At 61.4% G+C, this 23,600-nt stretch carries 20 protein-coding genes and 2 pseudogenes; 14 read left to right on the plus strand and 8 right to left on the minus strand.

The features are described from left to right. Positions 1-115, plus strand: a pseudogene (locus ACQ4WN_RS07040) (IS1595 family transposase); the annotation flags it as partial. Here the strand turns inward: ACQ4WN_RS07040 and ACQ4WN_RS07045 are convergent. After that, positions 102-677: a hypothetical protein gene (locus tag ACQ4WN_RS07045; protein WP_436550876.1), complete on the minus strand. Its 576-nt coding sequence runs from the start codon at positions 675-677 to the stop codon at positions 102-104. The pseudogene ACQ4WN_RS07040 and the gene ACQ4WN_RS07045 overlap by 14 nt on opposite strands. 36 nt (positions 678-713) lie before the next feature. Then, positions 714-1,202: a hypothetical protein gene (locus ACQ4WN_RS07050; protein ID WP_436550877.1), complete on the minus strand. Its 489-nt coding sequence runs from the start codon at positions 1,200-1,202 to the stop codon at positions 714-716. Between the two features lie 620 nt (positions 1,203-1,822). On the opposite strand from ACQ4WN_RS07050, the gene ACQ4WN_RS07055 reads away from it, so the two are divergent. The 13 genes and pseudogenes from ACQ4WN_RS07055 (at position 1,823) to ACQ4WN_RS07115 (ending at position 16,912) form a co-directional block, all read left to right on the plus strand. Next, a complete protein-coding gene (locus ACQ4WN_RS07055) occupies positions 1,823-2,788 on the plus strand; it encodes a GGDEF domain-containing protein (protein WP_436550878.1) in 966 nt (321 codons plus the stop codon). Between the two features lie 137 nt (positions 2,789-2,925). Continuing rightward, a pseudogene (locus ACQ4WN_RS07060) lies at positions 2,926-3,489 on the plus strand (IS5 family transposase); the annotation flags it as partial. A 561-nt stretch (positions 3,490-4,050) separates the two neighbouring features. Continuing rightward, the gene (locus tag ACQ4WN_RS07065) at positions 4,051-5,463 is read left to right on the plus strand and encodes a TolC family protein (RefSeq protein WP_436550879.1); all 1,413 of its coding nucleotides are present in this window, start codon (positions 4,051-4,053) and stop codon (positions 5,461-5,463) included. Beyond that, positions 5,463-6,437, plus strand: a complete 975-nt coding sequence (locus tag ACQ4WN_RS07070) for an HlyD family secretion protein (protein WP_436550880.1) — start codon at positions 5,463-5,465, stop codon at positions 6,435-6,437. The genes ACQ4WN_RS07065 and ACQ4WN_RS07070 overlap by 1 nt, the downstream gene beginning before the upstream one ends. A gap of 6 nt (positions 6,438-6,443) precedes the next feature. Further along, positions 6,444-7,625 carry an ABC transporter permease gene (locus ACQ4WN_RS07075; RefSeq protein ID WP_436550881.1) on the plus strand — a complete coding sequence of 394 codons (1,182 nt, stop codon included), beginning with the start codon at positions 6,444-6,446 and terminating at the stop codon, positions 7,623-7,625. Continuing rightward, complete coding sequence (locus tag ACQ4WN_RS07080) at positions 7,622-8,773, plus strand: ABC transporter permease (RefSeq protein ID WP_436550882.1); 1,152 nt, start codon at positions 7,622-7,624, stop codon at positions 8,771-8,773. The genes ACQ4WN_RS07075 and ACQ4WN_RS07080 overlap by 4 nt, the downstream gene beginning before the upstream one ends. 169 nt (positions 8,774-8,942) lie before the next feature. Next, complete coding sequence (locus tag ACQ4WN_RS07085; protein WP_436550883.1) at positions 8,943-10,523, plus strand: AAA family ATPase; 1,581 nt, start codon at positions 8,943-8,945, stop codon at positions 10,521-10,523. A 14-nt stretch (positions 10,524-10,537) separates the two neighbouring features. After that, positions 10,538-11,005, plus strand: coding sequence for a hypothetical protein (locus ACQ4WN_RS07090; protein ID WP_436550884.1), 468 nt, complete (start codon positions 10,538-10,540; stop codon positions 11,003-11,005). Positions 11,006-11,014: 9 nt separating this feature from the next. After that, positions 11,015-11,992 (plus strand): hypothetical protein, encoded by a 978-nt coding sequence (locus ACQ4WN_RS07095; protein WP_436550885.1) that lies wholly within the window; start codon positions 11,015-11,017, stop codon positions 11,990-11,992. Next, complete coding sequence (locus ACQ4WN_RS07100; RefSeq protein ID WP_436550886.1) at positions 11,989-13,776, plus strand: vWA domain-containing protein; 1,788 nt, start codon at positions 11,989-11,991, stop codon at positions 13,774-13,776. Before ACQ4WN_RS07095 ends, ACQ4WN_RS07100 begins: the two co-directional genes overlap by 4 nt. Positions 13,777-13,902: 126 nt before the next feature. After that, entirely contained in the window at positions 13,903-14,496 is a 594-nt protein-coding gene (locus ACQ4WN_RS07105) for a hypothetical protein (RefSeq protein ID WP_436550887.1), read from the plus strand. Continuing rightward, positions 14,493-15,872, plus strand: coding sequence for a phenylacetate--CoA ligase family protein (locus tag ACQ4WN_RS07110; RefSeq protein ID WP_436550888.1), 1,380 nt, complete (start codon positions 14,493-14,495; stop codon positions 15,870-15,872). The genes ACQ4WN_RS07105 and ACQ4WN_RS07110 overlap by 4 nt, the downstream gene beginning before the upstream one ends. Continuing rightward, positions 15,869-16,912, plus strand: coding sequence for an AAA family ATPase (locus tag ACQ4WN_RS07115; protein ID WP_436550889.1), 1,044 nt, complete (start codon positions 15,869-15,871; stop codon positions 16,910-16,912). The genes ACQ4WN_RS07110 and ACQ4WN_RS07115 overlap by 4 nt, the downstream gene beginning before the upstream one ends. A gap of 3 nt (positions 16,913-16,915) precedes the next feature. On the opposite strand, the gene ACQ4WN_RS07120 is transcribed toward ACQ4WN_RS07115, so the two are convergent. The 6 genes from ACQ4WN_RS07120 to malF all read right to left on the minus strand — a co-directional run bounded on the left by ACQ4WN_RS07120 (position 16,916) and on the right by malF (position 23,530). Then, positions 16,916-17,056 carry a hypothetical protein gene (locus ACQ4WN_RS07120; protein ID WP_436550890.1) on the minus strand — a complete coding sequence of 47 codons (141 nt, stop codon included), beginning with the start codon at positions 17,054-17,056 and terminating at the stop codon, positions 16,916-16,918. A 142-nt stretch (positions 17,057-17,198) separates the two neighbouring features. Next, positions 17,199-18,485, minus strand: a complete 1,287-nt coding sequence (locus ACQ4WN_RS07125; RefSeq protein ID WP_436550891.1) for an O-acetylhomoserine aminocarboxypropyltransferase/cysteine synthase family protein — start codon at positions 18,483-18,485, stop codon at positions 17,199-17,201. A 94-nt stretch (positions 18,486-18,579) separates the two neighbouring features. Continuing rightward, complete coding sequence (locus ACQ4WN_RS07130) at positions 18,580-19,491, minus strand: carbohydrate kinase family protein (RefSeq protein WP_436550892.1); 912 nt, start codon at positions 19,489-19,491, stop codon at positions 18,580-18,582. Continuing rightward, positions 19,488-21,116 carry an alpha-amylase family glycosyl hydrolase gene (locus ACQ4WN_RS07135; protein WP_436550893.1) on the minus strand — a complete coding sequence of 543 codons (1,629 nt, stop codon included), beginning with the start codon at positions 21,114-21,116 and terminating at the stop codon, positions 19,488-19,490. The genes ACQ4WN_RS07130 and ACQ4WN_RS07135 overlap by 4 nt, the downstream gene beginning before the upstream one ends. Position 21,117: 1 nt before the next feature. Beyond that, positions 21,118-22,008, minus strand: a complete 891-nt coding sequence (gene malG / locus ACQ4WN_RS07140) for a maltose ABC transporter permease MalG (protein WP_070259183.1) — start codon at positions 22,006-22,008, stop codon at positions 21,118-21,120. Between the two features lie 10 nt (positions 22,009-22,018). Beyond that, the gene (gene malF, locus ACQ4WN_RS07145) at positions 22,019-23,530 is read right to left on the minus strand and encodes a maltose ABC transporter permease MalF (RefSeq protein ID WP_436550894.1); all 1,512 of its coding nucleotides are present in this window, start codon (positions 23,528-23,530) and stop codon (positions 22,019-22,021) included. Between the last annotated feature and the right edge of the window lie 70 nt (positions 23,531-23,600).

A 23,600-nucleotide genomic window follows, 5' to 3' on the forward strand; every position in this document is an offset into this window, starting at 1 on the left:
TTACCTGCCGAATTATCTGGGGTGGCGCTGGATACTCGACGCCGGACGCATCCGCTCCCCGGAAACATTGTTGAAGGCAACCATGGGAGAGTTCCCACACCTTACGGTGACATAGCCAAATAAGTTGAATAGCGGCCCAGCGGCTGGCTCTTGATTACTGCCGGTATCTTTTCAGCAGCAATAGTGTAAGACGGGATGCTACCGTGCAGCAGATCCATCACATAGACCTGTCCGTTAAAAAAATAAGCTGCTTTGTTGTCATTGCATGATGTAAGTTGTAAATCTATTACATGGCTCGATTCATGGAAGGCGCGGGGCAGTGTGACGATATCGACCTCATTTTCAATTCTTGTCCACCACATAACATCCTCGCCAATAAATGAAAGTAACCCGTTCAGTTGCGCGGACGATTTATGATGGATGATGTTTTTGACCGCTTTTTCATCTGGAGATTTAGGCTGCCAGTCCTTGGCGCCTTGGGCAATTTTCATGCATAACTTGCTGTTATATGCCGGCTTTTCCCCCTGCCGCGACAAAGTGAAAGCCTGCCGTTGCAGTTCCTGAGGTAGTTCAAAAGATTGGGCGTGAGATATTGCACAAAATATAACAGAAACAACAGTCAACTTTTTCTTCAACGTCTCAAACATAAATTTTTTACCTGCAGGATTGATCGACATAAGCGGCGCACACTTTCGGTACGCGCCGCCGATTAATTAAGGATTCTTCTTGCTTTTTGAAGTCACCGTGCTGCAGTAATTTCCGCTTACGCCGGCGCCAAGGTTGACGCAAGTTTGCACTGTCGTGGTGTTATCAGTATTTAAGCAGGTTTGTTGTGAAACGACGCCACCGTTGACGGTGATGCAAACGTTGGTGACGGTCGTATTTCCGTTCTTATCGGTAGATGGTTTCAGCGACTCCGATGGATTGTCGGGTGCAGCGGATTTTGCATCAACATAGGATGGCGACGGTTCACCGCCGTCACCACCATATCCACCTTCACCGCTATAATCGCAATTATATTCCAATCCGCCACCGGAAACTACTGTCAATTCATGAAGTTCTAATGTGCGTATTACTTTAATTTTAAAATTAGCCGCTTTATGTCGGGGGGGGGGCGACATTTCCTTGAAAATTTTCTTCAGTAATGAATTCCCACTGCCGACAGCTTGGTATCCTTTGAATGAAAAATCAATTTTTATCAACGAAGATTAGCATCTTGTAATTGTTACTATCTAATAGATTTTCCAAAATAGAACTGTGCTATTAATGAGAAAATTATTAATCAAATGACATTATTATTCGTAAAAAATTGTATTGAGATACAATGGGAAACATCAAGTAAATTGCAAATTACTCAATGTTGCAAATGATTACAAAATGCTCAGAAATACGCAACGAAGAATTGCATGACAAATTCACCAAACTCCCGCATCGCACGCGAGTAGTTATCAGCGATGATGCAAAAAAACATCGCTCCATGGTCGTGATATTGCACAGCTCAAGTGAACAGGCGCGGCATTGCCGGCCCTGAGGAAGTCATGCGGGGAGTAAAAGCGTATGTTGATGGTGCTGACCAGGCTAACCCAGTTTTGTGTTACGTTGCTCTGAGGCGGTCAAGGCCGGTGTGCTGCAGGCGATTGACGACACCAGCCCGAACGTCCAACTTGACGAAGCGACGCGCCAAGTGCGCGCTGCGATCAGGAGGGGCCAAGTGACCCGTCCTATAAAAACGACGGGCCCGACTATAGTTTTGTGAATTTCTTAGGCCATTCGTTTTACGTCGTAAAATTGCATTTTAAACATTTAGACGTTGGAGCAAAAAATGGAAATACCAATGATTCCAACTGACGAGCAAGAGCGTCTATTCCAATTAAGGTCCGCAGCCATTCTTGACACATTGCCGGAAGAACGATTTGACCGGGTGACTAGAATGGCGCGACGGTTGTTTGGCGTCCCTATTGCCCTGGTAAGTCTTGTTGATGAAAACCGGCAATGGTTCAAGTCGTGCTTTGGATTGGATGTTTCTGAAACGTCGCGCGATATTTCCTTTTGCGGGCATGCAATTTTAGAGACAGGAACGTTTGTTATTGAAGACACGTTGAAGGATGAGCGGTTCTTTGACAATCCGCTTGTAACGAGCGAGCCGCACATTCGGTTCTATGCTGGTCAGCCACTGCGGCCACTCAATGGGACGGCGGTTGGGACGCTGTGCATCATTGATCGTGCTCCACGCGAATTCTCGGCCGAAGATCAACAGATGCTTGTTGATCTTGCCCAAATGATAGAGCGCGAAATTATCGCCGTTCAGCTATCAATTCTTGATGAACTGACGCGTATATCGAATCGACGAGGATTCCTAACGCTCGCTCGACATAGTCTCGAGATGTGCAAGCGTCAACAGTTCCCAGCTACGCTTATTTTCTTCGACCTGGACAAGTTCAAAGAAATCAACGATACGTTTGGACATTCGGAGGGCGATAGGGCATTGAAAATCTTTGCGGAACAAATAGCAGAAGCGTTCCGCACATCCGACATTTTTGCCCGACTCGGCGGCGATGAATTTGTTGTTTTGATAACCAATGCCTCCAATGCCGTGACTCAAGAACTGGTTGCTCGCTTCGTGGGCAATCTTCAAACACGCTGTGCTAAGCTTGGCCTGCCTTATTCCATACAGCTTTCGTATGGTGCAGTTGCCTATGACGTGCTCAAGCATGCAACGGTCGAAGACCTGTTGCAGGAAGCAGATGCTGCAATGTATGAGCACAAGACAATTAACAAGAAAAAATAGGCCACATTGATATTCAAATATCTCATCTTTAGGTATCAGGATCAAACTAGGGAGGCACTGATTTATTCATCTGGTACCGTTCCCTGCGGCTGTCCGACCTGAGACAATATCTGTATCACCACCGTCCGCCATCGACCATGCAAAAGAGCTTTTCCGACCTTGAATACGCCGCCAAGAAGAAGCTGACGCGGCGCGACCGCTTCCTGGCCGAGATCGACAGCGTGACGCCGTGGGGCAAGCTGGACAAACTGATCGAGCCGTTCTATCCGAAGGTCGAAGGCGCTGGCCGGCCGCCGATTGGGCTGGCGCGCATCCTGCGCATGTATGTGGCTTAGCAATGCTTTGGCTTGTCTGACGAAGGCATCGAAGACGCGATCTACGACAGCCAATCGATTCGCGCCTTTGTCGGCATCGATCTGGGCCGCGAGTCGGCGCCGGACGCAACAACCTTGCTGAAGTTCCGCCACCTTTTGGAAGCCAACAGGCTGACGCGTCAGATCTTCGACACGATCAACGGGCACTTGGCCGAGAAGGGTCTGATGATGCGCGAAGGCACCATCGTCGACGCCACGCTGATCGCCGCGCCACCGTCGACCAAGAACAAGGACGGCAAACGTGATCCGGAAATGCACCAGTCGAAGAAAGGCAACGACTGGCACTTTGGCATGAAGGCCCACGTCGGCGTCGATGCCACTTCTGGCCCGTCATCGTAACACGCGCTATCGCGGCTTGGCCAAGAACACTGCACAGCTTTTTACCTTCTTTTCCTTTGCCAATCTGGTGCTGGCTGGACGGCGCTTTACGATCACCGAATCCCGTAATCCGTCTTGATTGCAGAAAGACGCGCAGCATCACGTCAAACTGAATGAAAAGCGGTCTTTGAAAGGCTCGCCGGTCGACCATTTGGCGCGCCAACCTTGCCAGAAAACCGAATTGATCAACGCTTCCTTAGATCCGGGGGATTTTTCGACCATTCAAGCAACGCTGGATTTCGCCCCAGCATGCCTCGACGAAAATCCGGATCGGTAGTCATTCTCTTAATCAGAGCTTTATTCGCAAGCCGGAACTGCACTTTGTCGCTGGCAAAAAGCTTATCATCTGGCACATCAAAAGCGCGCCGCGCAAGAGGAGCCCGTTTTCACGTGGCAGCTCCAGTAACCAATAGTGCAGGGTGGAATGGGCATCCATGGATATAATTGCTATTGTGAAAGTATGAACATGGCAACCCCGTGCTTTCCCCTCATTCATTGACTGGACGCTACATGGGCAGATTGCAAAGACATTTATCATTATTACTGGCGACCGCGCTGGGTGCGGCCATGCCCGCGGTGGCGGAACCGCTGACATTTAGCGAAGCGCTGCAGCAAGCGGCGAAGGCTTCGGGCGCCGTGCAGGGCGCCGCGCTCGACGTGCGCGCCAAAACACTGAAGGCCGAAGCCTTGTCGAATATCGACGGCCCGTCGGTGGACTTGACGGCGTTTCGCGGCCGCTTGTCGACTGATTTGAGTATCGATACGAGCGGCCTGGCCGGCGTGGTGGGCGGCATCGAATCGGTGCTGCCGCCGATTCCCGGCTTGCCCACGCCGCATATTCCCAATTCCCTGAACCGTGAAGTGGTGACGGACCTGACCTCGTTCGGTTTGCTGGGCATGTGGCCCATCTACACGGGTGGGCGCCTGGACGCCGTCAAGGGCCTCGCTTCCAGCCTGACCCTCGCCGCACAGGCGGAGCACACGGAAGCGGAAGAACAGCTGGCCACCCTGGTGGCGCAGCGCTATTTCCAGTTGCTGCTGGCGAAAAGAGTGGTGGCGGTGCGGGCTGAAGTGACGGCCGGTGTGATGCAGCACCAGCGCGACGCGGCCAGGCTGGAAAAGGGCGGCCTGATTTCGCGCGCGGAACGCTTGCGTGCCGACGTGGCGCTGGACAGCGCACGCAGTGACGAGGCGCAGGCGCGCAGCGACGAGGAAATCGCGCAAGTGGCGCTTGACCGTTTGCTTGCCGTGAATACGCAAGTGCGCCCCAGCACGCCGCTGTTCGTCAACAGTTTGCCTGTCGGCACCTTGCAATCGTTCATCAGCACGGGCATGCGCGAAAATGCGAACTGGAAAAAGATCGACAGCAAGCGCGTGCAGGCCGAGCAAGCCTTGAAGCTGCATGGCAAGGAATACGCGCCCACCGTGTTTGCCATCGGTAATTACAATTTGAATCGCGGCAATGAAAAACTCGTGCGCTCGAACTGGGCCATCGGCCTGGTCGTGTCCGTGCCCCTCGTGCACCGCATCAATACGGGCAAGATGATCGCCGCCGCCAAGCTGGACCAGGAGCGGGTGGAAGTGGTGGCGCGCCAGGCCGAGCGCGACATTCCCACCCTGATCGAGAAAAACTGGCGTGCGCTGGAAAATGCCCGCATCCAGTATCTGTCCACGGCCTCGTCGGTGGAGCTGGCGCGCGAAAATATCCGCTTGCAAACGGTGGCCTTCCAGCAAGGGCAAGTGACCTCGCTGGAAGTGGTCGACGCGCGCCTGAATCTGGCGAAGGTGGAAACCCAGCGCGCGCAGACAGCCTATAACTATGTGATGGGGCTGGCGCAATTGCTGGAAGCGACGGGCGAGACGCAGCGCCTGGGCAGCCTGGCGGCAGCGGCCGATATCCAATTACCTGTGGACACCAAATAATGAGTAATTCCAAAAAACCCTTGGCCATAGTCGCCGCTGTCATTGTTCTGGCCTTCGTGGGCTGGGGCTTGTACCAGGCGTTCCAGCCGCAGCGCCTGCCGTTGCAGGGACAGATGGATGCGCAGGAAGTCAATGTCTCGTCGAAAGTGCCGGGCAGGGTGGGCGAGCTGTACGTCAAGCTGGGCCAGACGGTGCCGAAAGGCGAGCTGCTGTTCCAGCTGACGAGCCCGGAAGTGGACGCGAAGATCGCGCAAGCGACGGCCGCCACGCAGGCGGCCGATGCCGTGGCGCAAAAGGCGCAAGCGGGTGCGCGTCCCGAGGAAGTGCGTGCCGCCAAAGCCAACTGGGAGCGGGCGCAAACGGGCGCCACCATCGCCAAGACGACGTACACCCGCGTCAACAATATGTTCGAACAAGGCGTGATCGCCCAGCAGAAACGTGACGAGGCGCAAGCGCAATGGCGCGCCGCCGACCAGCTGGCGCAAGCGGCCCGCGCGCAATATGACATGGCGCAAACGGGCGCCCGTCCGGAAGACAAGACGGCCGCCGCCGCCCAGGCGCGCCAGGTGGGCGCCGTGCTGACGGAGGCGCAGATCGCCCTGGCGGAAACGAAGATCGTCGCGCCGGTGGCCGGGCAGGTCAGCAAGATCCAGATACAGCCGGGTGAACTGGCGCCGCAAGGCTTCCCCGTGATTACCCTTGTAAACCTGGATGACGCCTGGGCCGTGCTGCAAGTGCGCGAAGATGAAATGGCAGCGTTTGGCATGGGCAGCACGCATACGGCGAATGTGCCGGCGCTGAAACAGCAGCTGAGTTTCAAGGTCAGCTCCGTGGCCGTGCTGCCGGATTTTGCCACGTGGCGCGCGGCCCGTCCGGGCGGCACGGACTTGCGCACGTTTGAAATCCGCTTGCGCCCCGCCATCAAGGTCGAGGGCTTGCGTCCGGGCATGTCGGTCGTTTTTCCACCGCTCTGATAGCCGATGAGCGAGATTGACAAAGAGCAGCCGGCGGCGCTGGCGCGCGAGTGGCGGCGCTTGCGCGGTGACTTCTGGGATATGGGCATGCTCAGTTGGATTCCCGTCGTGCTGTGCGGCATGTTGTGGCTGGTGTTTTCCGCCGGCATCGCGCGCGACTTGCCCATCGTCGTCATCGATAATGATAACTCTGCCTTGTCGCGCCAGCTCACGCGCTGGCTTGACGCCTCGCCCGGCATCGAGGTGGCGGCCAAGGTGGCGTCCAGCGACGAAGCCCTGCATCGCTTGCGCGAACGCACGGCATTTGGCTATCTGCTCATTCCGAACGATTTTGAACAGAAACTGCTGGGTGGCCGGCAAGCCACCGTGCAATGGCTGTACAACGCGCAATTTTCCTCGCACGCGGGCGCCTTGCTGCGCGACGTGCGCACGGTCAGCACGACTTTGTCGGCTGGCATCGAGATGACGGCGCGCGCGAAAAAGGGCACGCCGGGCGTGCAGGCGGCGGCCCAGTTCGAACCGATCCGCACGACCTTGAACAGCCTGTATAACGACAACGTCAGCTATGAAGCGTTCTTGACCCTGGCCCTGATGCCGGCCATGCTGCAGATTTTCATCGTCGTTGCCGTCGTTACGAGCATCGGGCGTGAATTGCGCGACGGCACGGTGCCGCAATGGCTGGCGTCGGCCCAGGGCAGTTGGCTGCGCGCCGTCGGCGCCAAGCTGCTGTTTCCCCTGATTGCCTACTGTGTGCTGGCGCTGCTGTACTTGCTGTTTTTCAGCCTGGCGCGGGATTGGGCCGTGGCTGGCAGCTTGCCGGCCTTGCTGCTGAGCATGTTGCTGCTGGTGCTCGCCTACTGCGGCCTGGCCACCTTGCTGATCGCTGCTACCCTGTCTCTGCGTCTGGCGCTGTCCGGTGCCGCCTTCATCACGGCGCCGGCTTTTGCATTTGCGGGCCAGGCCTTTCCCTTGATGGCCATGCCGGCGCCGGCGCGCGCCTGGGCGGAAGCCTTGCCGCTCACGCATTATTTGCAACTGCAAACCAAATACTGGCTGGCTGGCGCGCCGTGGCGCTATGGCGTGCAGGAAATGCTGATACTGGCCGGCTTTGCCATCGGCTGCGGCGCCGTGGGCGTATTCCTGCTGGCGCGCCGCGCGAATGCGCCTGCGGCATGGGGGCGTGCATGATGTGGCAATCCTTCCTCGCCACCTGGCGCGCCATGCTGACGGACAAGGGCGCGCTGACCTTGCTGTTTATCGGCGGCATCATCTATTCCTTCTTCTATCCGCTGCCGTATTCGACGGAAATCGTCCAGCGCGTGCCCGTGGCGGTCGTCGACCAGGACCGCAGCGCCATGTCGCGCCAACTGACGCGCTTCGCCATGGCCCATCCATCACTGCAGGTCATCGCCGTTACGCCGGACTTGCCCGTCGCGCAGGACCTGCTGTGGCGCGACCAGGTCATGGGCGTGCTGATCCTTCCCGACGGCTTGCAGACGGATGTGCTGGCCGGCCGCGCCGCCCACGCGCAAGTGGCGGGCAATGGCTTGTATCTGATGCTGAACAAGGTGGCCTTGAACGGCCTGGCCGAAGTGGTGGGCACCGTGTCGGCCGGTATTGAGCTCAAGCGTTTGGGCGCGGGCACGCCGTCCAGCGTGCAGGCCAACCAGCAGCGCTCGCCCATTGCCTTAGCCGCCGTGCCCCTGTTTAACGTCAAGGAAGGCTATGGCGCGTATGTCGTGCCGGGCGTGGCGACGCTCATTGTGCAGCAAACCTTGCTGATCGGCATGACCATGCTGTTCGGCACCTGGTACCAGCGCAAGAGCTTTCCCCTGGCGGGCAAGCGCACGGCAGGCGGCTATGCGGGCATGCTGCTGGCGTTTGCCTGCGTGGCATTCCTCAACTGCTGCTATTTCTTCGGTTTCGTCTTCTGGTTCCAGGATTACCCCCGTGGTGGCAACTTCGGCGGCATGCTCTTGTTGCTGGTATTGTTTTCCCTGGCGGAAGCGGCCTTTGGCATGCTGCTGGGCATGCTGTTTCGCACGCGCGAACGGGGCACGCAGCTGATGATCGCCACCTCCATGCCTGTGCTGTTCCTAGCGGGCCTGACCTGGCCCGTCTCGTCCATGCCCGTCGTGCTGCAATGGCTGCGCTGGCTGCTGCCATCCACGGCCGGCATCCAGGGCTTTGTCGCGCTGAACCAGATGGGGGCGTCGCTGTATGAAATCCGTCATGAAGTGGCAGGGTTGCTGTGCCTGCTGGTGGCGTGCGTGGCGCTGGGCTGGTGGCGCTGGCGCAGGATCGATGAAACCGTTGTTGATTTGAACAAGGCGTAATCGGAACGATATGCAATAATTTCGTTTCCACATTAAATAACAACGCCTGACAAAACCGTAGCGAGCGGAAGGGAGTTGCGGCCGAGAAGCGCAACTGTACGAATGTACAGTGAGCATCGCAGGCCGTAAATACCGACGCGCAGCAGGTTTTGACAGGCGTTAGCCAATCATGTCCGCCTTTAACTTGTTCCAGCGTCTTTCGCAAGCCCCCACGAAACCCAAGGCGGCACCCGCCGCGCGGCAGTTCGACGTGGCGGACCTGTACCAGGGCCCTATCGCGCTGGGCGGCGATGGCGAGGCGGCCGCCAGGCCCTTCGATGAAAAGCTGCGCCAGGCCTACTTCTGGATCGTCAACCACGCCATCATCAGCCCCCATTACGATATCGAATACAATGATGGCCCGTCGCAGACGTATTGCGTGGGCGACAGCCGCCGCACCCTGAATTTGCCGTCGGCGCAAAGCTATTCCAGCTTCATCCTGCTGCCTCTGCTGACCTTTGCCACGCGCCGAAAATGCCTGTTCGTCGGCGGGCCGGGGCGCGGCAAGACGGCCAGCGCGCTGCTGATGGGCGTGCTGGCCGGTTCGACCGTCAAGGAAGTCAAACGGGCCATGCAGCATGGCCACCCGCAGATGACGGTGGCCGATTTGCTTGGTAACCCGCTGCCGGCAGACCTGGTGAACGCGCAAAGCATGGACGATATCCGTATCGCCTGGCGTGCCTGGCTGGGCATGCGCGTCAAAATCGTCGATGAATACAACCGCATCCCCACGCGTACGCAAAGCGCGCTACTGACCGTCATGGGCGACAATTACGCGGAAGTGCTGAACCACATTTACGAATGTCCGGAAGCGGCCTGGTACCTGACGGCCAACGACGACCAGGGCGGCGGCACTTACCAGGTGATTGAAGCGCTGCGTGACCGGGTCGACGTGACGGTGCAGGCGCTGGCCTTCAATCCGCGCTTTTTGAATGAGCTGCTGCTGCGCGTGGAAGAAAACGTGCGCCCCGAAGAGCTGGTGCCGCCCGATATTATCTTCACGGAAGGCGAGGTCGACCAGATCGGCGAAGCGATCCGCCAGGTGGGCATACCTGACGCCGTGCGGCGCCGCCTGGAATTTTTCGCCAGCCAGTTCGAGCTGTTCGAGACGGCCGGGGGCCAGTTTGAATACATGACCAAGGATACGGCGCGTCTGGCTGGCGCCGACCGTGGCGCCGCGCAGGCGGCCGACAATGGGCGCGACCGCCTGAAGGACCTGGGCTGCCAGACTTTAAATGGGATATCCGTGCGCACCCTGATGGCGTTGCTGATCTACGCCAAGGCCATGGCGTATTTTCGCGGTAACGGTGAAGTGGAGCTGGAAGACTTGCGCCAGGTGCTGCCCTTCGTCCTGCACAACAAGTTGCAGCCAGACCCGGACGCGCCCTTTTTCGCGCTGCCGGAAAACGCCGCCTACCGCAGCGATAGATTGGGCTGGCTGCGCCGCCTGTTCGATTTGTCGAACGATGAATTCAACCGCCTGGACCTGGACCGTGATGATCCGGTGGGCGTTTTGTCCGCGGAATTCGACCTGGGCCTCGATGGCGTCAGCGAACGCGAAACCCTGGCGCGCCTGAACCGCATCGAAAAGCTGATCGGCGAACGGACGAAAGGGCGCAAACTGTACGGTCCCCTGTATGACGACCTGCTCAAGCTCAAGTATCTGCATCAGCGCTATACGAATTACCGTAGCTGGCTGCGTTCGCAATGAATTACGCTCTGAATATGGATCACTGCCGAGGGTTTCTCGATGCGCTGGCCATGTTGAACAGCGAGGCCAGCGACCTGTGCGCGAGCTACGAGCTGCAGCGCCTGCCCGACGCGCCCGATCTGCTCACGGCGCTGGGCTTGCGCGTGGAAGGCCATGCCTTGAACGTCATCGAACCCGCGCGTGACTTGCCGGCGCCCCTGTGGCACCTCAAGGTAGCGCCGTGCGGACGCGCACAGCTGGAGCAGGTATGCCAGCGCTGGTTCTTTTCGTCGGACCACATGCAGACGGCGCCACCGGGCCGTTTTCGCACCTGCCTCGTCAACGCATTCCTCGAAGCGCTGGACATGTCGCTGGGCGGATTCACTACGCACGCCGTGAAGATGACGCCGCCGCCTGGTTTCTGGTACGCGATCCACTGGGACGAGATCGCGTTCGAGCGTGATGGTGAACGCTATCTGCTGCACTTTTCGCACAGCGATTGAGGCGTGGCGATGATCTCTCCTGCCTTTGCCTCGATACTTGCCAGCGGCCGCGCCCAGTTCAATGCGCGCGCACTGGAAGCGCGCCGGCGCTTTCCCTCGCTCGACATGGCCGCCTTTGGCGCCTTTTTGCACGACAGCGTCGATCCGCTGGTGGTGGCCGTGGCCGCCGCTTCGCCTGAGCGCGCGGGCGGCGCCACCCTGGTTGCCTATGACATGGCCCTGGAACTGGTAGGCCACGGCCTGGCGGGGCCGATGGCGAAAAATTCCTTCCTAAACACCGTCTGGCGCGAACTCGCGCCGTCGCTTGCGCCTTTGGTGGCGACGGCGCCTGTCGAGGTGCTGGGTATGCTGAGCAACGCCGCCATCCACATTGGTGCCGTGGCGGGCGCGCGTCCTGCGCAGTGGCAGCGCGAGCTGGCTGCCCTGGCAGCGCAGATCGCCACGGTGGCGCAGCTGCGCGCCGTGGGCCAGGTGCTGGCCTGGCGCGCCGGCGTCGCGCATTTCCGCCAGGGCGCGCTGGCCGCCGCCGACACCTTGCCGCCCGCGCTGGCGCTGGCCGCCTTTGGCGAGCCGGGCGCGCAATGGCCGCAGGTGCATGCGCAGTTGCTGGGCAATCCCTGGCGCGGCAATGCCGAGGGCAGGGAGTTTGGCGCCTTCAGCGGCCTGGGTGGCGACTTCGGCATGCCGCCGCAGGTACGCGCCACGGCGGACGGCTGCGGCTTTGCTGTGCGCAGCGGTGAACGCCACTACCTGCTGGTGGCCGATGCCTACGGCGCCGTGCTGCACAGCGCCACGGCGCAGGAGTTCGAGCAGGCGCCAAACGATAGACCATCTTCCGTGCGTCTCGATGGGGCAACCGTGCATATCGGCGCGCGCAGCATCGTGCTCGATGTGCCGGCCGGCGATATCGCCATCGCCGCCAATGCGCACACGCTGGCCATCACCTCACCCTGGACGCATGCGATCCGCCTGCTGCCGCTCGCATGAAGAAGGATGCCGACAGCACCCTGATCGATGCCTGGCAGGCTGCCTGGCCCCAGGCCCTGGCCGTGTGGAGCAAATTTACGCGCCTGCGCGACCCCAGCCTGTGCGCCAGCCACGTTGAGGCCAGCAAGCAGGGCTTGTCCGGCAGCTTCGCCATGATCCGCCTGCTGGACCAGAGCGTCGTGGTCGACTTGCCGCTGGTGACGGAACTGGGGCTGGACGACTATGCGCTGGAAGTGCTCGCGCATGAAATCGGCCACCACATCCTCGCGCCAGGCAATGCCAGTGACCAGTTCCGCCTGCTGGCGCGCATGCGCCGCGCCTTGCCCACCCTGGAGCAGCACGCGCCCATGGTGGCCAACCTGTACACGGACCTGTTCATCAACGACCGTTTGCAGCGCCAGGCGAATTTGCGCATGGCCGACATCTACCGCAAGCTGCAGCAGGGCCGCGAGCCTACGCTGGATGGCCAAGCCAAGGCCAGCGGCGGCGTGTGGACCCTGTACATGCGCATCTATGAAAACCTGTGGCAGCTGGAAAAGGGGGAACTGGGCGGTGGCCAGGCCGACGAGCGCCTGGATACGGATGCCTGGCTGGGCGCGCGCCTGATACGCGTGTATGCGAACGACTGGATGCTGGCGGCGGGCCGCTTCGCCACCTTGCTGCTGCCTTACCTGGTGGAAGATACTAATGCCCTGGGTGGCAGCCTTGACCCCAGCCGCTATCTGCAGGACACGCGCGATGCGGCTCGTGGCTGCCAGACGTATGGCGCGCAGCAGATCGAGGATGAAGAAGAGGACGGCGCCATCCATCCCGTGCACGACAAGCGCATCTCGGGCCTCGATGGCGAAGAGCCGCAAGCCGAGGCGCCGACGAGGGCGGGTAGTGGCCAGTTGCGCGAGCCGTTCGAGCTGGGCGACATTTTGAAGGCCTCGGGCATCAACCTGAGCGACCATGAAATCGCCATCCGCTACTACCGCGAACGGGCCTTGCCGCACCTGGTGGCGTTTCCCAGCCGCCCCGCACCCGAATCGCAGGAGCCGCAGATGGAAGGGCTGGAAGCGTGGGAGATCGGCGACCCGCTGGAAGAAATCGACTGGTTGCAATCCGTGATGCAGTCGCCGCGCCCCGTACCCGGCGTGACCACCATGCGCCGCGTGGTTGGCCGCGAACCGGCGCGCGCCATCGACGCAGTGCCCGTCGACCTGGACATGTACGTGGACAGTTCCGGCTCCATGCCGAACCCGCAGGCGCACACTTCGTTTCTGACCCTGGCTGGCGCCGTCATCGCCTTGTCCGCCCTGCGCGCCGGCGCGAAAGTGCAGGTGACCCTCTGGAGCGGCAAGAACGAGGTGATGCAGACGCCAGGTTTCGTGCGCGATGAAGACATGATTCTGGGCGTGCTGACGGAATTTTTTGGCGGCGGCACCTGTTTCCCCATCCATTGCCTGCGCAAGACCTTTGCCGCCAGGCGCGAACGGCCCGCGCATATCCTGATGATTTCGGATGATGGCATCACCACCATGTTCGATGACGATGAACTGGGCAACAGCGGCTGGGATGTTTCCGCCAAGGCGCTGGCACAGGGCGGCGCGGGTGGCACCATGGCCTTGAACCTGGAGCGCGGCTGGGATGGCGTGGCCAGCCACAAGTGGCTGCAGCAGACCTATGAAACCCTGAAACGCGCGCGCCGCGAGCAGGGCTGGGATATCCACGCCGTCGAGCGCTACGAAGATTTGCTGGACTTTGCGCGCGCGTTCAGCCGCAGGCATTATGTGAAGAGTTAAATAAGATGAATATGCGCAGCAAAATTCCGGGGTCAGACCCGGCGGGGCAATACGGTCCAATGGACCGTATTGCGATTCCGAAGGAACTGACCCCAGTATTTGCCGTGGGGTTGAGGTAATGACATCATGATGCAAATCGGTCCCCACCTCGAAACCCTGACCCACCGCCTGGCCGACACGCCCGCCGAATTCCTCGCCGAGCCGCGCATCGCCGGCGTCGCCAATGCGCAGGCGGTGGCGGTTGCTGCGCTGGTCAACGACATCCTGCTGCTGCATGGCGCGCGCGCGCCGGCCACGTCCTTGCAGGGTTTTGTCGGCGCGCAGGTGAAGGCGGACCGCAACCGGCTGGCGCTGGCCATGATCCTGTGCTGGCTGCTGGCCGACGAGTGGTTCATCGGCGAGCAGTTGCCGCAGCCAGCCTTGCTGCAAGTGCTGGGCGAGGCGGCGCGCGAGCTGGCTGCCGCCACGCCAGCCCACCAGTTCACGCAAGACCCGGAGCGGCGCGAGGAACTGGCGCGTATCGTGCTGGCGCGCCTGGGTTTTCGTCCCCGCGATGAAAGCATGGCGCAGGCTACGGACAGATTGTCTGCCATCAGCGGCACGGAGCGCCGCCGCCTGCTTGAAGCGAGCCGGCAGGCCGAGCAGCGCGCGCGGGAAATCCGCGAGGCGCTGGCGAAAAAGGCGGCCGAGGAATCGGCCGACAAGTGGTCGCGCGAATGACGCTCGCTGGCAAACCTGACGTCAATCTGCCGGGTGGCGCCTGGGAATCGGACCGCGACTACTGTCCCACCCTGACGCAGGCGGGCGCGCGCATGCTGGAAAAGCTGCGCAGCCATCCTGCAGCGCCCCGGTATCGCAACCGCAGCGGCAACAAGCTGTTGGCCGCGGAAGTCGAGGCTCTGCGCGCCTATGAACAGGAAGTCATGGATGCGGCGATAGGCTGGAGCGCCGCCGCGCCGCCATCCTGGCTGGCGGATTTTCTCAAAACGGTCTACGCCACGGTGCCGTACTACCGCGCCTGCGGTTCGCCACCGGCGCGCCTCATCGATGCAACGCCCATCAGCCGCGCCGAGCTGGCGCACGATATCGCCGCCTTCGTGCCCGACGATGCGGACCTGGCGCGCATGATCAATTTCCAGACGACGGGCACCACTGGCCACCCGCTGCTGATCGCCTCGCACCCGCTGGTGGCGGGGCGCTACCTGGCTTTCCACAAGCGCGCGCTGCGGCGTTTTGGCGTGACCCTGCGCCACGGCGCGGGGCAGGTGGGCGTCATGCTGCTGGGGCACCAGCGCCGCTGCTTCACTTATGTCTCCGTCACGCCCACGATGCACGAATCGGGCCTGGCGAAGATCAACCTGCACGTGGACGACTGGCGCGAGCCGGACGACCGCGCGCGCTATCTGGACGCCATGGCACCCGAATTGATCGCGGGCGACCCCATCTCGTTTGCCGAGTTGCTGACCTTGCCCATGACGCACAAGCCGGCCGCGCTGATGTCCGTCTCCATGATGCTGTTGCCCGGCATGCGCGCACGCCTGGAAGAGCGTTTCGGCTGCCCCGTGCTCGACATCTATTCGCTCAATGAAGTGGGACCCGTGGCTGTCTACGACGAGCAGGCGGGCGGCCACGTGCTGCTGCAGCACCGGCTGTACGTGGAAATCCTCGACGCCGGCGGCCAGCCCGTGCCGCTTGGTGCGCGCGGCGAAATCACCGTGACGGGCGGCTTCAATTTCTGCCTGCCCCTGGTGCGCTACCGCACGGGCGATTACGCTTCGCTGGCGCATGGGCCGCATGGTCCCGTGCTGGTGGGCCTGGCGGGCCGCAGTCCCTTGCGCTACAGGACGATCAACGGCGAATGGATCAACAATATCGACGTCACGCACGCACTGAAGCCGCTGGCCATCGCCTTGTTCGGCGTGCACCAGCATGGCGACGGCATGGTCGTGCTGCGCCTGGCGCCGGGCGCCATGTCGCAGGCGGACCGCGCGCACGCCTTGCTGGCGCCTTTTTTCGGCGACATCACGGTCGAGGCCTTGCTGGCGGAAGACAAGATCATTCAATACACCTCGGATGTGCAGGAAGCGGCAGCATGAATCTTTATAAGCGCGGCCTGGTAGTCGGCAAATTTTGCCCGCTGCACAAGGGCCATGAACTGTTGATCCATCGTGCGCAGGAGGCTTGCGAAGAACTGCTGGTGGTCAGCTACACCAGGCCTGAATTTCCCGGCCTGGAACCGGCGCGCCGGGAAGCCTGGCTACGCGCGCAATTTCCGCAGGCGCAAATCGTGGTGCTGGACAATGCCCGCCTGGCCGCCCTGTGCGCAGCGCGCGGCGTGCCGGCGCGGATCCTGCCGCACAACGACGACGACGGCGAACTGCATCGCCACTTCATGGGCTGGCTGTGCTGGACGGTGCTGGCGCTGCCCGTCGATGCGGTGTTCAGCAGCGAAGACTATGGCCCCGGCTTTGCGCGGGTGCTGGCGCGGCATTACGCGGGGGGCGCGGTGGCGCATGTCAGCGTGGACCAGGCGAGGGCGCTGGTGCCCGTGTCCGGCACCCTGGTGCGGCAAGACCCGCAGGCGCACAGCGCCTTCCTGTCGCCCCTGGTGCGTGCCCATTTCGTCACGCGCGTGTGCGTGCTCGGTGGCGAATCGAGCGGCAAGACGACACTGGCGGCCGCGCTGGCAGCGCATTTCGATACCGGCTGGGTGTCCGAGTATGGCCGCGAGCTGTGGGAAGGCCAGGATGGCGTATTACATTACGACGATCTGCTCAAGATTGGCCGCGAGCAGCTGCGCCGCGAAGCGCAAGCCGCCATGGCCGTGCAGCGCTGGCTGTTTTGCGATACCTCGCCCCTGACCACGTATTTTTACTGCGTCGAGATGTTCGGCAAGGCCGAGCAGGAATTGGCGCAGCTGGCCGAGCATCGCTACGACCTGGTGCTGCTGTGCGCGCCCGACTTCCCCTTCATCCAGGATGGCACGCGCCGTGACGGGGATTTCCGCGCGCGCCAGCATGCGTGGTATCAGGCCGAGCTGGCGCGGCGGGGGATCGCCTTTATCCATGTGTCAGGGTCGGTGGACGAGCGGGTCGGGCAGGTGGCGCGGGTGTTGGCGGAGCGTAATCCGACATGACCACTACAGCGGCCGCACGGGAATGCAGATCACGCAAGAGAATTCGCCGGTGCTCGGGTCCATCGCCGTGGCGGCGGAGAAGCGCTTGAAGCACGGGCGCTCATCCCACTGCAGGCCGCTGGCCGGCAGCCATTCGCGCGTCATGCGCGTCCACGTGCACGGCATTCATGCACCGTGCATATTCGGTGAGGAACAGGCCGGACGCAGCCTGTTCCGGCGATGGTAGCGGGGAGTTCATGTTGCTGATTACGCCATGAAATCCCCCGCTGGCCGCGTGAAGAAGGGCTTACGCCGCGTTCAACGCCTGCTCCAGGTCTTCGCGCAAGTCGTCGATATGCTCGATGCCGACGGACAGGCGCAGCATGTCTTCGGACACGCCCGCCTTGGCCAGTTCTTCGGCATTGAGCTGGCGGTGCGTGGTGGACGCCGGGTGGGTGGCCAGCGACTTGGCGTCGCCGATATTGACCAGGCGCGTGAACAGCTGCAGGGCATCGAGCACGCGGGCGCCGGCCGCGCGCGGATCTTCGCCAGCGGCCAGCTTCAGGCCGAACGACAAAATGCCCGAGGCGCGGCCGTTCATGTACTTTTTCACCAGCGCGTGGTCCGGGTGGTCTTCCAGGCCCGCGTAATTGACCCACGCGACTTTTGGATGCTGCTTCAGGTGCCTGGCCAGGGCCAGCGTGTTGTCGCAGATGCGGTCCATGCGCAGGGCCAGGGTTTCGATGCCCTGGATCAGCTGGAAGGCGCTCAAGGGCGAAATCGCCGCGCCCATGTTACGCAACGGGACAACGCGCGCGCGGCCGATGAAGGCGGCGGGGCCGAAGGCTTCCGTGTAGACGACGCCGTGATACGACACGTCCGGTTCGTTCAGGCGTTTGAAGCGTTCCTTGTGTTCGGCCCATGGAAATTTGCCGCTGTCGACGATGGCGCCGCCCACGGTAGTGCCGTGGCCGCCCAGGTATTTCGTCAACGAATGGACGACGATATCGGCGCCATGCTCGATGGGGCGGAACAAATAGGGGCTCGGCACCGTGTTATCGACGATCAGCGGGATGCCGTGCGCATGCGCGATCTCGGCCAGTTTCGCCACGTCCGTCACATTGCCCAGCGGGTTGCCGATCGATTCGCAAAAGATGGCCTTGGTGCGGCTGTCGATCAGGGCGGCGAAGGTTTCGGGCTGGCGCGCGTCAGCGAAGCGCACTTCGATGCCGATCTGCGGCAGGGTGTGGGCAAACAGGTTGTAGGTGCCGCCATACAGCTGGCTGGCGGAGATGAAATTGTCGCCCGCTTCGGTGATGGTCTGGATCGCGTAGGTAATGGCCGCCATGCCCGACGCCACGGCCAGCGCTGCCACGCCGCCTTCCAGCGCTGCAACTCTCTTTTCCAGCACGTCCTGCGTGGGATTCATGATGCGCGTGTAGATATTGCCGGCTACTTTCAGGTCGAACAGGTCGGCGCCATGCTGGGCATTATCGAAAGCGTAGGCCACCGTCTGGTAGATGGGGACGGCGGCGGCCTTGGTGGTCGGGTCGGGGGTGTAGCCGGCGTGCACGGCCAGGGTTTCGATTCTCATGTGGTCTCCGGTGTCGATGGTATGCGGTGGTGAAATCCGCAGTCATTGTGCCATGCGTCCGTTAGCCCGTTGCTACGCTTGATAGAATATTAAGTCATAAGCTAGTGCTGTCTTGATATAAGTCATGTAGTTCTGCCAGCGCGATGAAACGTTCATGCGTGCCATGCTGCGCGCAGGCAAACGCGCCGGCGATGGCGCCGCGGCGCATGGCGGCGTCGATGCCCGCGCCATCCAGCCATGTCTGCAGGAAGGCGGCGACGAAGGAGTCGCCCGCGCCATTCGTGTCCACCACGGGCAGCTTCAAACCCGCAGCTGGATAGTGGCGCACGGACGCGCTACCCCGCTCCAGCACATACGCGCCGTGCGCGCCGGCCATGGCGATCACGGTCTGTGCGCGGCCTTCCGCGACTATCGTGCGCATGACGGATTCCATGCGCTCGGCCAGCGCGGCCGTACTGAGGAAGACCAGGTCGGCCCGCAGCGCGAACATCTTGTGGTGCGGGTTGACGCCATCCCAGTCGTGCAAATCGGTCGACACCGTGGTGCCGCACACTTGCGCGTCGTCAAACAGCGCCGCCACCCAGCCCATGATGGAAAAGTGCGCGTGGCGGGCCGGGCCCAGATAGGGCAGGTAGAAATTGGGTGGCATGCGCACGTCTTCCGGGTGGCGGCCGTCGTATAGCGACAGCCGGCGCCCTTGCGGGTCGACCAGGTTGACGCTGCGCCGCGTGCCAGACGGTTCGACGATGTATGAAAAATCGAGTTTGGCTTCCTTGTAGCGCTGCAGGATGGCCGCGCCTTGCGCATCGTCGCCGATGAAGTCGATGAACTTGCAGCGCAGGCCCAGCGCATGGCAGCCAAGCGCCACGCCATTGCCCGTGTGCGCCACGTAGTCGCGGATGGGCGGCACGTGCAGCGAATCGGCCACCGGCAGTTGCAGGGAAGGGACGCGCACTATTGTGTCGATGCCGGCGCCGCCGACCACTACAATGTCATAGGTACTCATGGTGCAGCTTTCTCCAGCAGGACGGTGCCGGCCGCGTTCACGGCGACGGCGCCTTTTTTTACCAAGTATGTTTGATGCGTGTAGGCGTCGCGCAGCAGGGCGCCGTCGGCGAACACGCCGTGCACCTTCAGCTCGATGGCGCCCTGTGCCTCGGGCACGGCGATGACGGCGTCGCCATCGATCACGCGGGCGAAGGCGTACGGCTTGTCGTTGATGAATCGATGCTCGCCGCGCGCCAGGGCAGGGTGGCGCAGCCGGAACTGGCCCAGCTTGCGCGCATGCGCAAGAGTTGCAGAGTCCATGGATGTCCAGTTCATGTCGGAGCGGGTGGCCTGCTGTTCGTCGCCGATGGGTGCCGCGCCAGGCTGGCGACCGCTTTCATCGCCGTAGAACAGCTGCACGCCACCGGGTGCCAGCAGCAGGGCGGACAATCCATGTTTCAGCTCCTTGCGCGGGAACAGGCTGGTATCGTGCGAAGAGATATACGACAGGATGTCGTAGCGGGGACTCTTATTCAGCAAGCCCGCGTACTGGCGGTACACGCCATCGATGCTTGTCCAGTCGCCGCCCGCGCGGTGTTGAAAGTCGAAATTGATCATCGAGTCGAAGCCCGCGTCATGCCAGCTGCTGCGCTCCGGGCCATGGCCCCACGCTTCGCCTGTCATCCAGAACGGCGCGTCGTCGATTTTCTGTTGCGGATGGCGCGTTTTCCAATCCTTCAAGGCGTCGCTGGCGGCCGCGCGCAGGGCCAGCCAGCTGGCCGGCTCCACGTGCTTGACGGTGTCGGCCCTGAAACCGTCGACGCCGAATTCGCGCACCCAGTCGGCCAGCCAGTGGACCAGGTAAGCGCGCACGGTGGTGTCGGGCAGGGCCACGGCGCGGGTGTCGGCCTTGCGCTGCAGGATGGGCGGCAAGCCCACGGCCTTGCCGCTTTCCGTGCGGAAGTCGGGCAGGAAGGCCAGCTGCATCGTGTAGTCGTCCTTGCCGCCATCGGGATAGCCGGGCAAGCCCGCGCGCACCCAGTCCGGGCCCCACCACTGTTTGAATTCGAAGTTATTGTAGTCGATGAAGCTGTGATAATCGCGCAAGCCGGCCTTCTCGCGACCCGGCCACAGCACAGGCACCTTGTATTCGGACAGGGTGCGCAGGTCCGCGTAGCCGGGGTGGTTCAGCACCACGTCGAACAGCACGCGGATGCCCTGCGCGTGGGCCGTGTTGATCATCTCGCGCAATTCTTCGCGCGTGCCCATGTTGGCATCCATGGTGGTGTAGTCGAGCGCCCAGTAGCCGTGGTAGGCGTAGTGCTGGAATTGCTGCTTGCCGCCTACCACCCAGCCGTGTATCTGTTCATACGGCGCCGTGATCCACAGGGCATTGACGCCCAGGTCTTGGAAATAGCCGGCTTTCAGCTGCTGCGTGATGCCGGCGATGTCGCCGCCGTGAAAGCTGCCCACATCGCCGCCTTGCGGGTCGGCGGCGCGGCCATAACTGTGGTCGTTGCCGGGATTGCCGTTGGCGTAGCGATCTGTCACGGCAAAGTAGACGATGGGGTTGTCCGCGAAACTGCCCGCCTGCGCCGGTGCGCAGAAGAGCAAAGCGGCGAGGGCGGTCAGCACGGTCTTCATGTCAGCCCTTCACGCCGCCAGCCGTCAGGCCGGAGATCATCCACTTCTGCGCCAGCAGGAATACGGCCGTGATGGGCAAGCCGGACAAGATGGCTGCCGCGGCGAAGTCGCCCCACAGGTATTTTTGCTCGTACAGGAACAGTTTCGAGCCGACGGCCAGGGTCAGGTTGTTTTGTTCATGCAGCAGCACGGAGGCGATCGGGTATTCGATGATGGCGCCGATGAAGGACAACAAAAACACCACCATCAAAATGGGCACCGTCATTGGCAGCAGCACGTAGATAAACGCCTGCCACTGCGTGGCGCCATCAACCTTGGCCGCTTCCTCGATCTCGATGGGGATGGTTTGATAGTAGCCCTTGATGGTCCAGATATGCAGGGCGATGCCGCCCGTGTAAGCGAGCACCAGGCTGCCGTGGTGGTCGATGCCCAGCCATGGCACGTAGCTGCCCAGCACATCGAAGATGGCGTAGATGGCCACCAGGGCCAGCACGGCGGGGAACATTTGCAGCAGCATCAGCGCGGACAGGGTTTGCGACTTGAAGCGGAACTGCATGCGCGCGAATGCATACGCGCAGGTGGTCGACAGCAGCACGGTGACGGTGGCGCTCATGCTGGCCACCTTGATGGAATTCCATAGCCACAGCAGCACGGGGAAGTCCGGCTCGACCAGCGTGCCGTTGGGCGCCTGGTAAGACATGCCCAGCGCCAATCGCCAGTGCTCGAAGCTGATCTCGGGTGGTATCAAACTGCCCGAGGCGAAGTTGCCGGGCCGCAGGGAGATCGACAAAATCATCAGGAAGGGGAACATCACCAGCGCGATCAGCGCGATCACGGCGACGTGGGCCGCCAGGATGCGCCAGCGGTTGGAACGGTCGACAACGATAGCCATGAACTGTCCTTTATGCTTTGTTCATGCGCGTCAGGCGCATGTTGACCAGCGAAATCGCGGCCACGAGGAAGAAGATCAGCGTCGAGATGACGGCGGCCAGGCCAAAGTTCTGGCCGGAATCCTCGAACGCGATGCGGTAGGTGTAGGACACGAGCAAGTCGGTCGTGCCGGCAGGCAAGGTTGTGTCGAGGAAATCGGGACGCCCGCCCGTCAGCAAGCTGATCAGGACAAAATTGTTGAAATTGAAACCCAGGCTGGCCACCATCAAGGGCGTGAGCGGCTTGATGATCAACGGCAGGGTGATCTTGAAGAAATTCGTCAGCGGTCCCGCGCCGGCCAGGGCCGACGCTTCATACAGGTCCGACGGGATCGCCTTGATCAAGCCCATGCACACCACCATCATGTAGGGGTAGCCGAGCCAGGTGTTGACGATCAGGATCATCGCCTTGGCCAGCGTGGTGTCGGAGAACCAGGCGGGCTTGATGCCGAACAGGGCGTCGAGCACGAGGTTGATTTCACCAAAGTTATTATTGAACAAGCCTTTGAAGACCAGGATGGAAATGAAACCGGGCACGGCGTACGGCAGGAACAGCAGGGTGCGGTACAGGCCGCGGAAGCGCAGCGCATCCCAGTTCAGCAGCACGGCCAGCACCATGCCCAGGCCCGTCGTGGTGGCCACGCTGATCAGGGCGAAGACGATGGTCCAGACGAAAATGCGCAGGAAGGGGCCGCGGAACGCTTCATCGGAGAAAATCTTCACGAAGTTGGCGAAGCCCACATTGACCTTGAAACCCGGTTCCAGCTTCGTGCCATCCGGCATTTCATAAAAGCCCGTCTTGAAGTTCGGTTTGACCAGTTCGCCCGTAGCGATCTTCTTCAGCGTCTTGTCAGGGAGTTGCTTGTAGACATGCGCGACGGGGCCGAATTCGCGCAAACCCATCATGCGCAGCTCGATTTTGTTCGGCATGACCAAAGTGAGCAGCTTCAAATCCTTTTGCAGGGCGATGATGTCCTTGATGGGCAGTGGCTGGGCCAGCACGGGCGCCTGCACGGGGTCCAACGGTGCCACCTCGACGTTCAGGGGCACGGCGCGCTTCAGGGCCAGCGGCTGCGTCAGCAGCACTTCGCCCGTGTCCGGGCTTTCCAGGCGTAAACGGTATTGCTTGTTGTCAGGATGCACTGTCAGCGCGTAGCCCGTACTTTCCACGCGCTGCGTCTCGTCGAGCAGGTATTGCGTGGCCCGTTCGTAGGTGAGCAGGTTGCGCGAACTGAAATTGGTAAAGCCGATCGACACCGTGTACACCATCGGCAGCAGCACGAAGACGATCACCGCCGTGATGCCGGGAAACAGATAGCGGTAGGCATACGCGCGCGGCGACGTGAAGACAAACGTCGTCAGGGTCAGCAAGCCGAGGAAAACGGCGGCCAGCATGGTCTGGCCGGAAATGTACAACATGAAGAGCCGATACAGACCCAGCGCCATGCTGATGGTCAATACCGTAGGGCCGATAAACTTGCGCACGATGGGATACCTGTGAAGATGGTGAAAGACCTGGGGGGCATGCGCGCCAGTGGCGCGCATGCCAAAACCC

It is taken from the genome of Janthinobacterium pasteuri (assembly GCF_051380775.1).
Classification (GTDB): Bacteria; Pseudomonadota; Gammaproteobacteria; order Burkholderiales; family Burkholderiaceae_D; genus Janthinobacterium.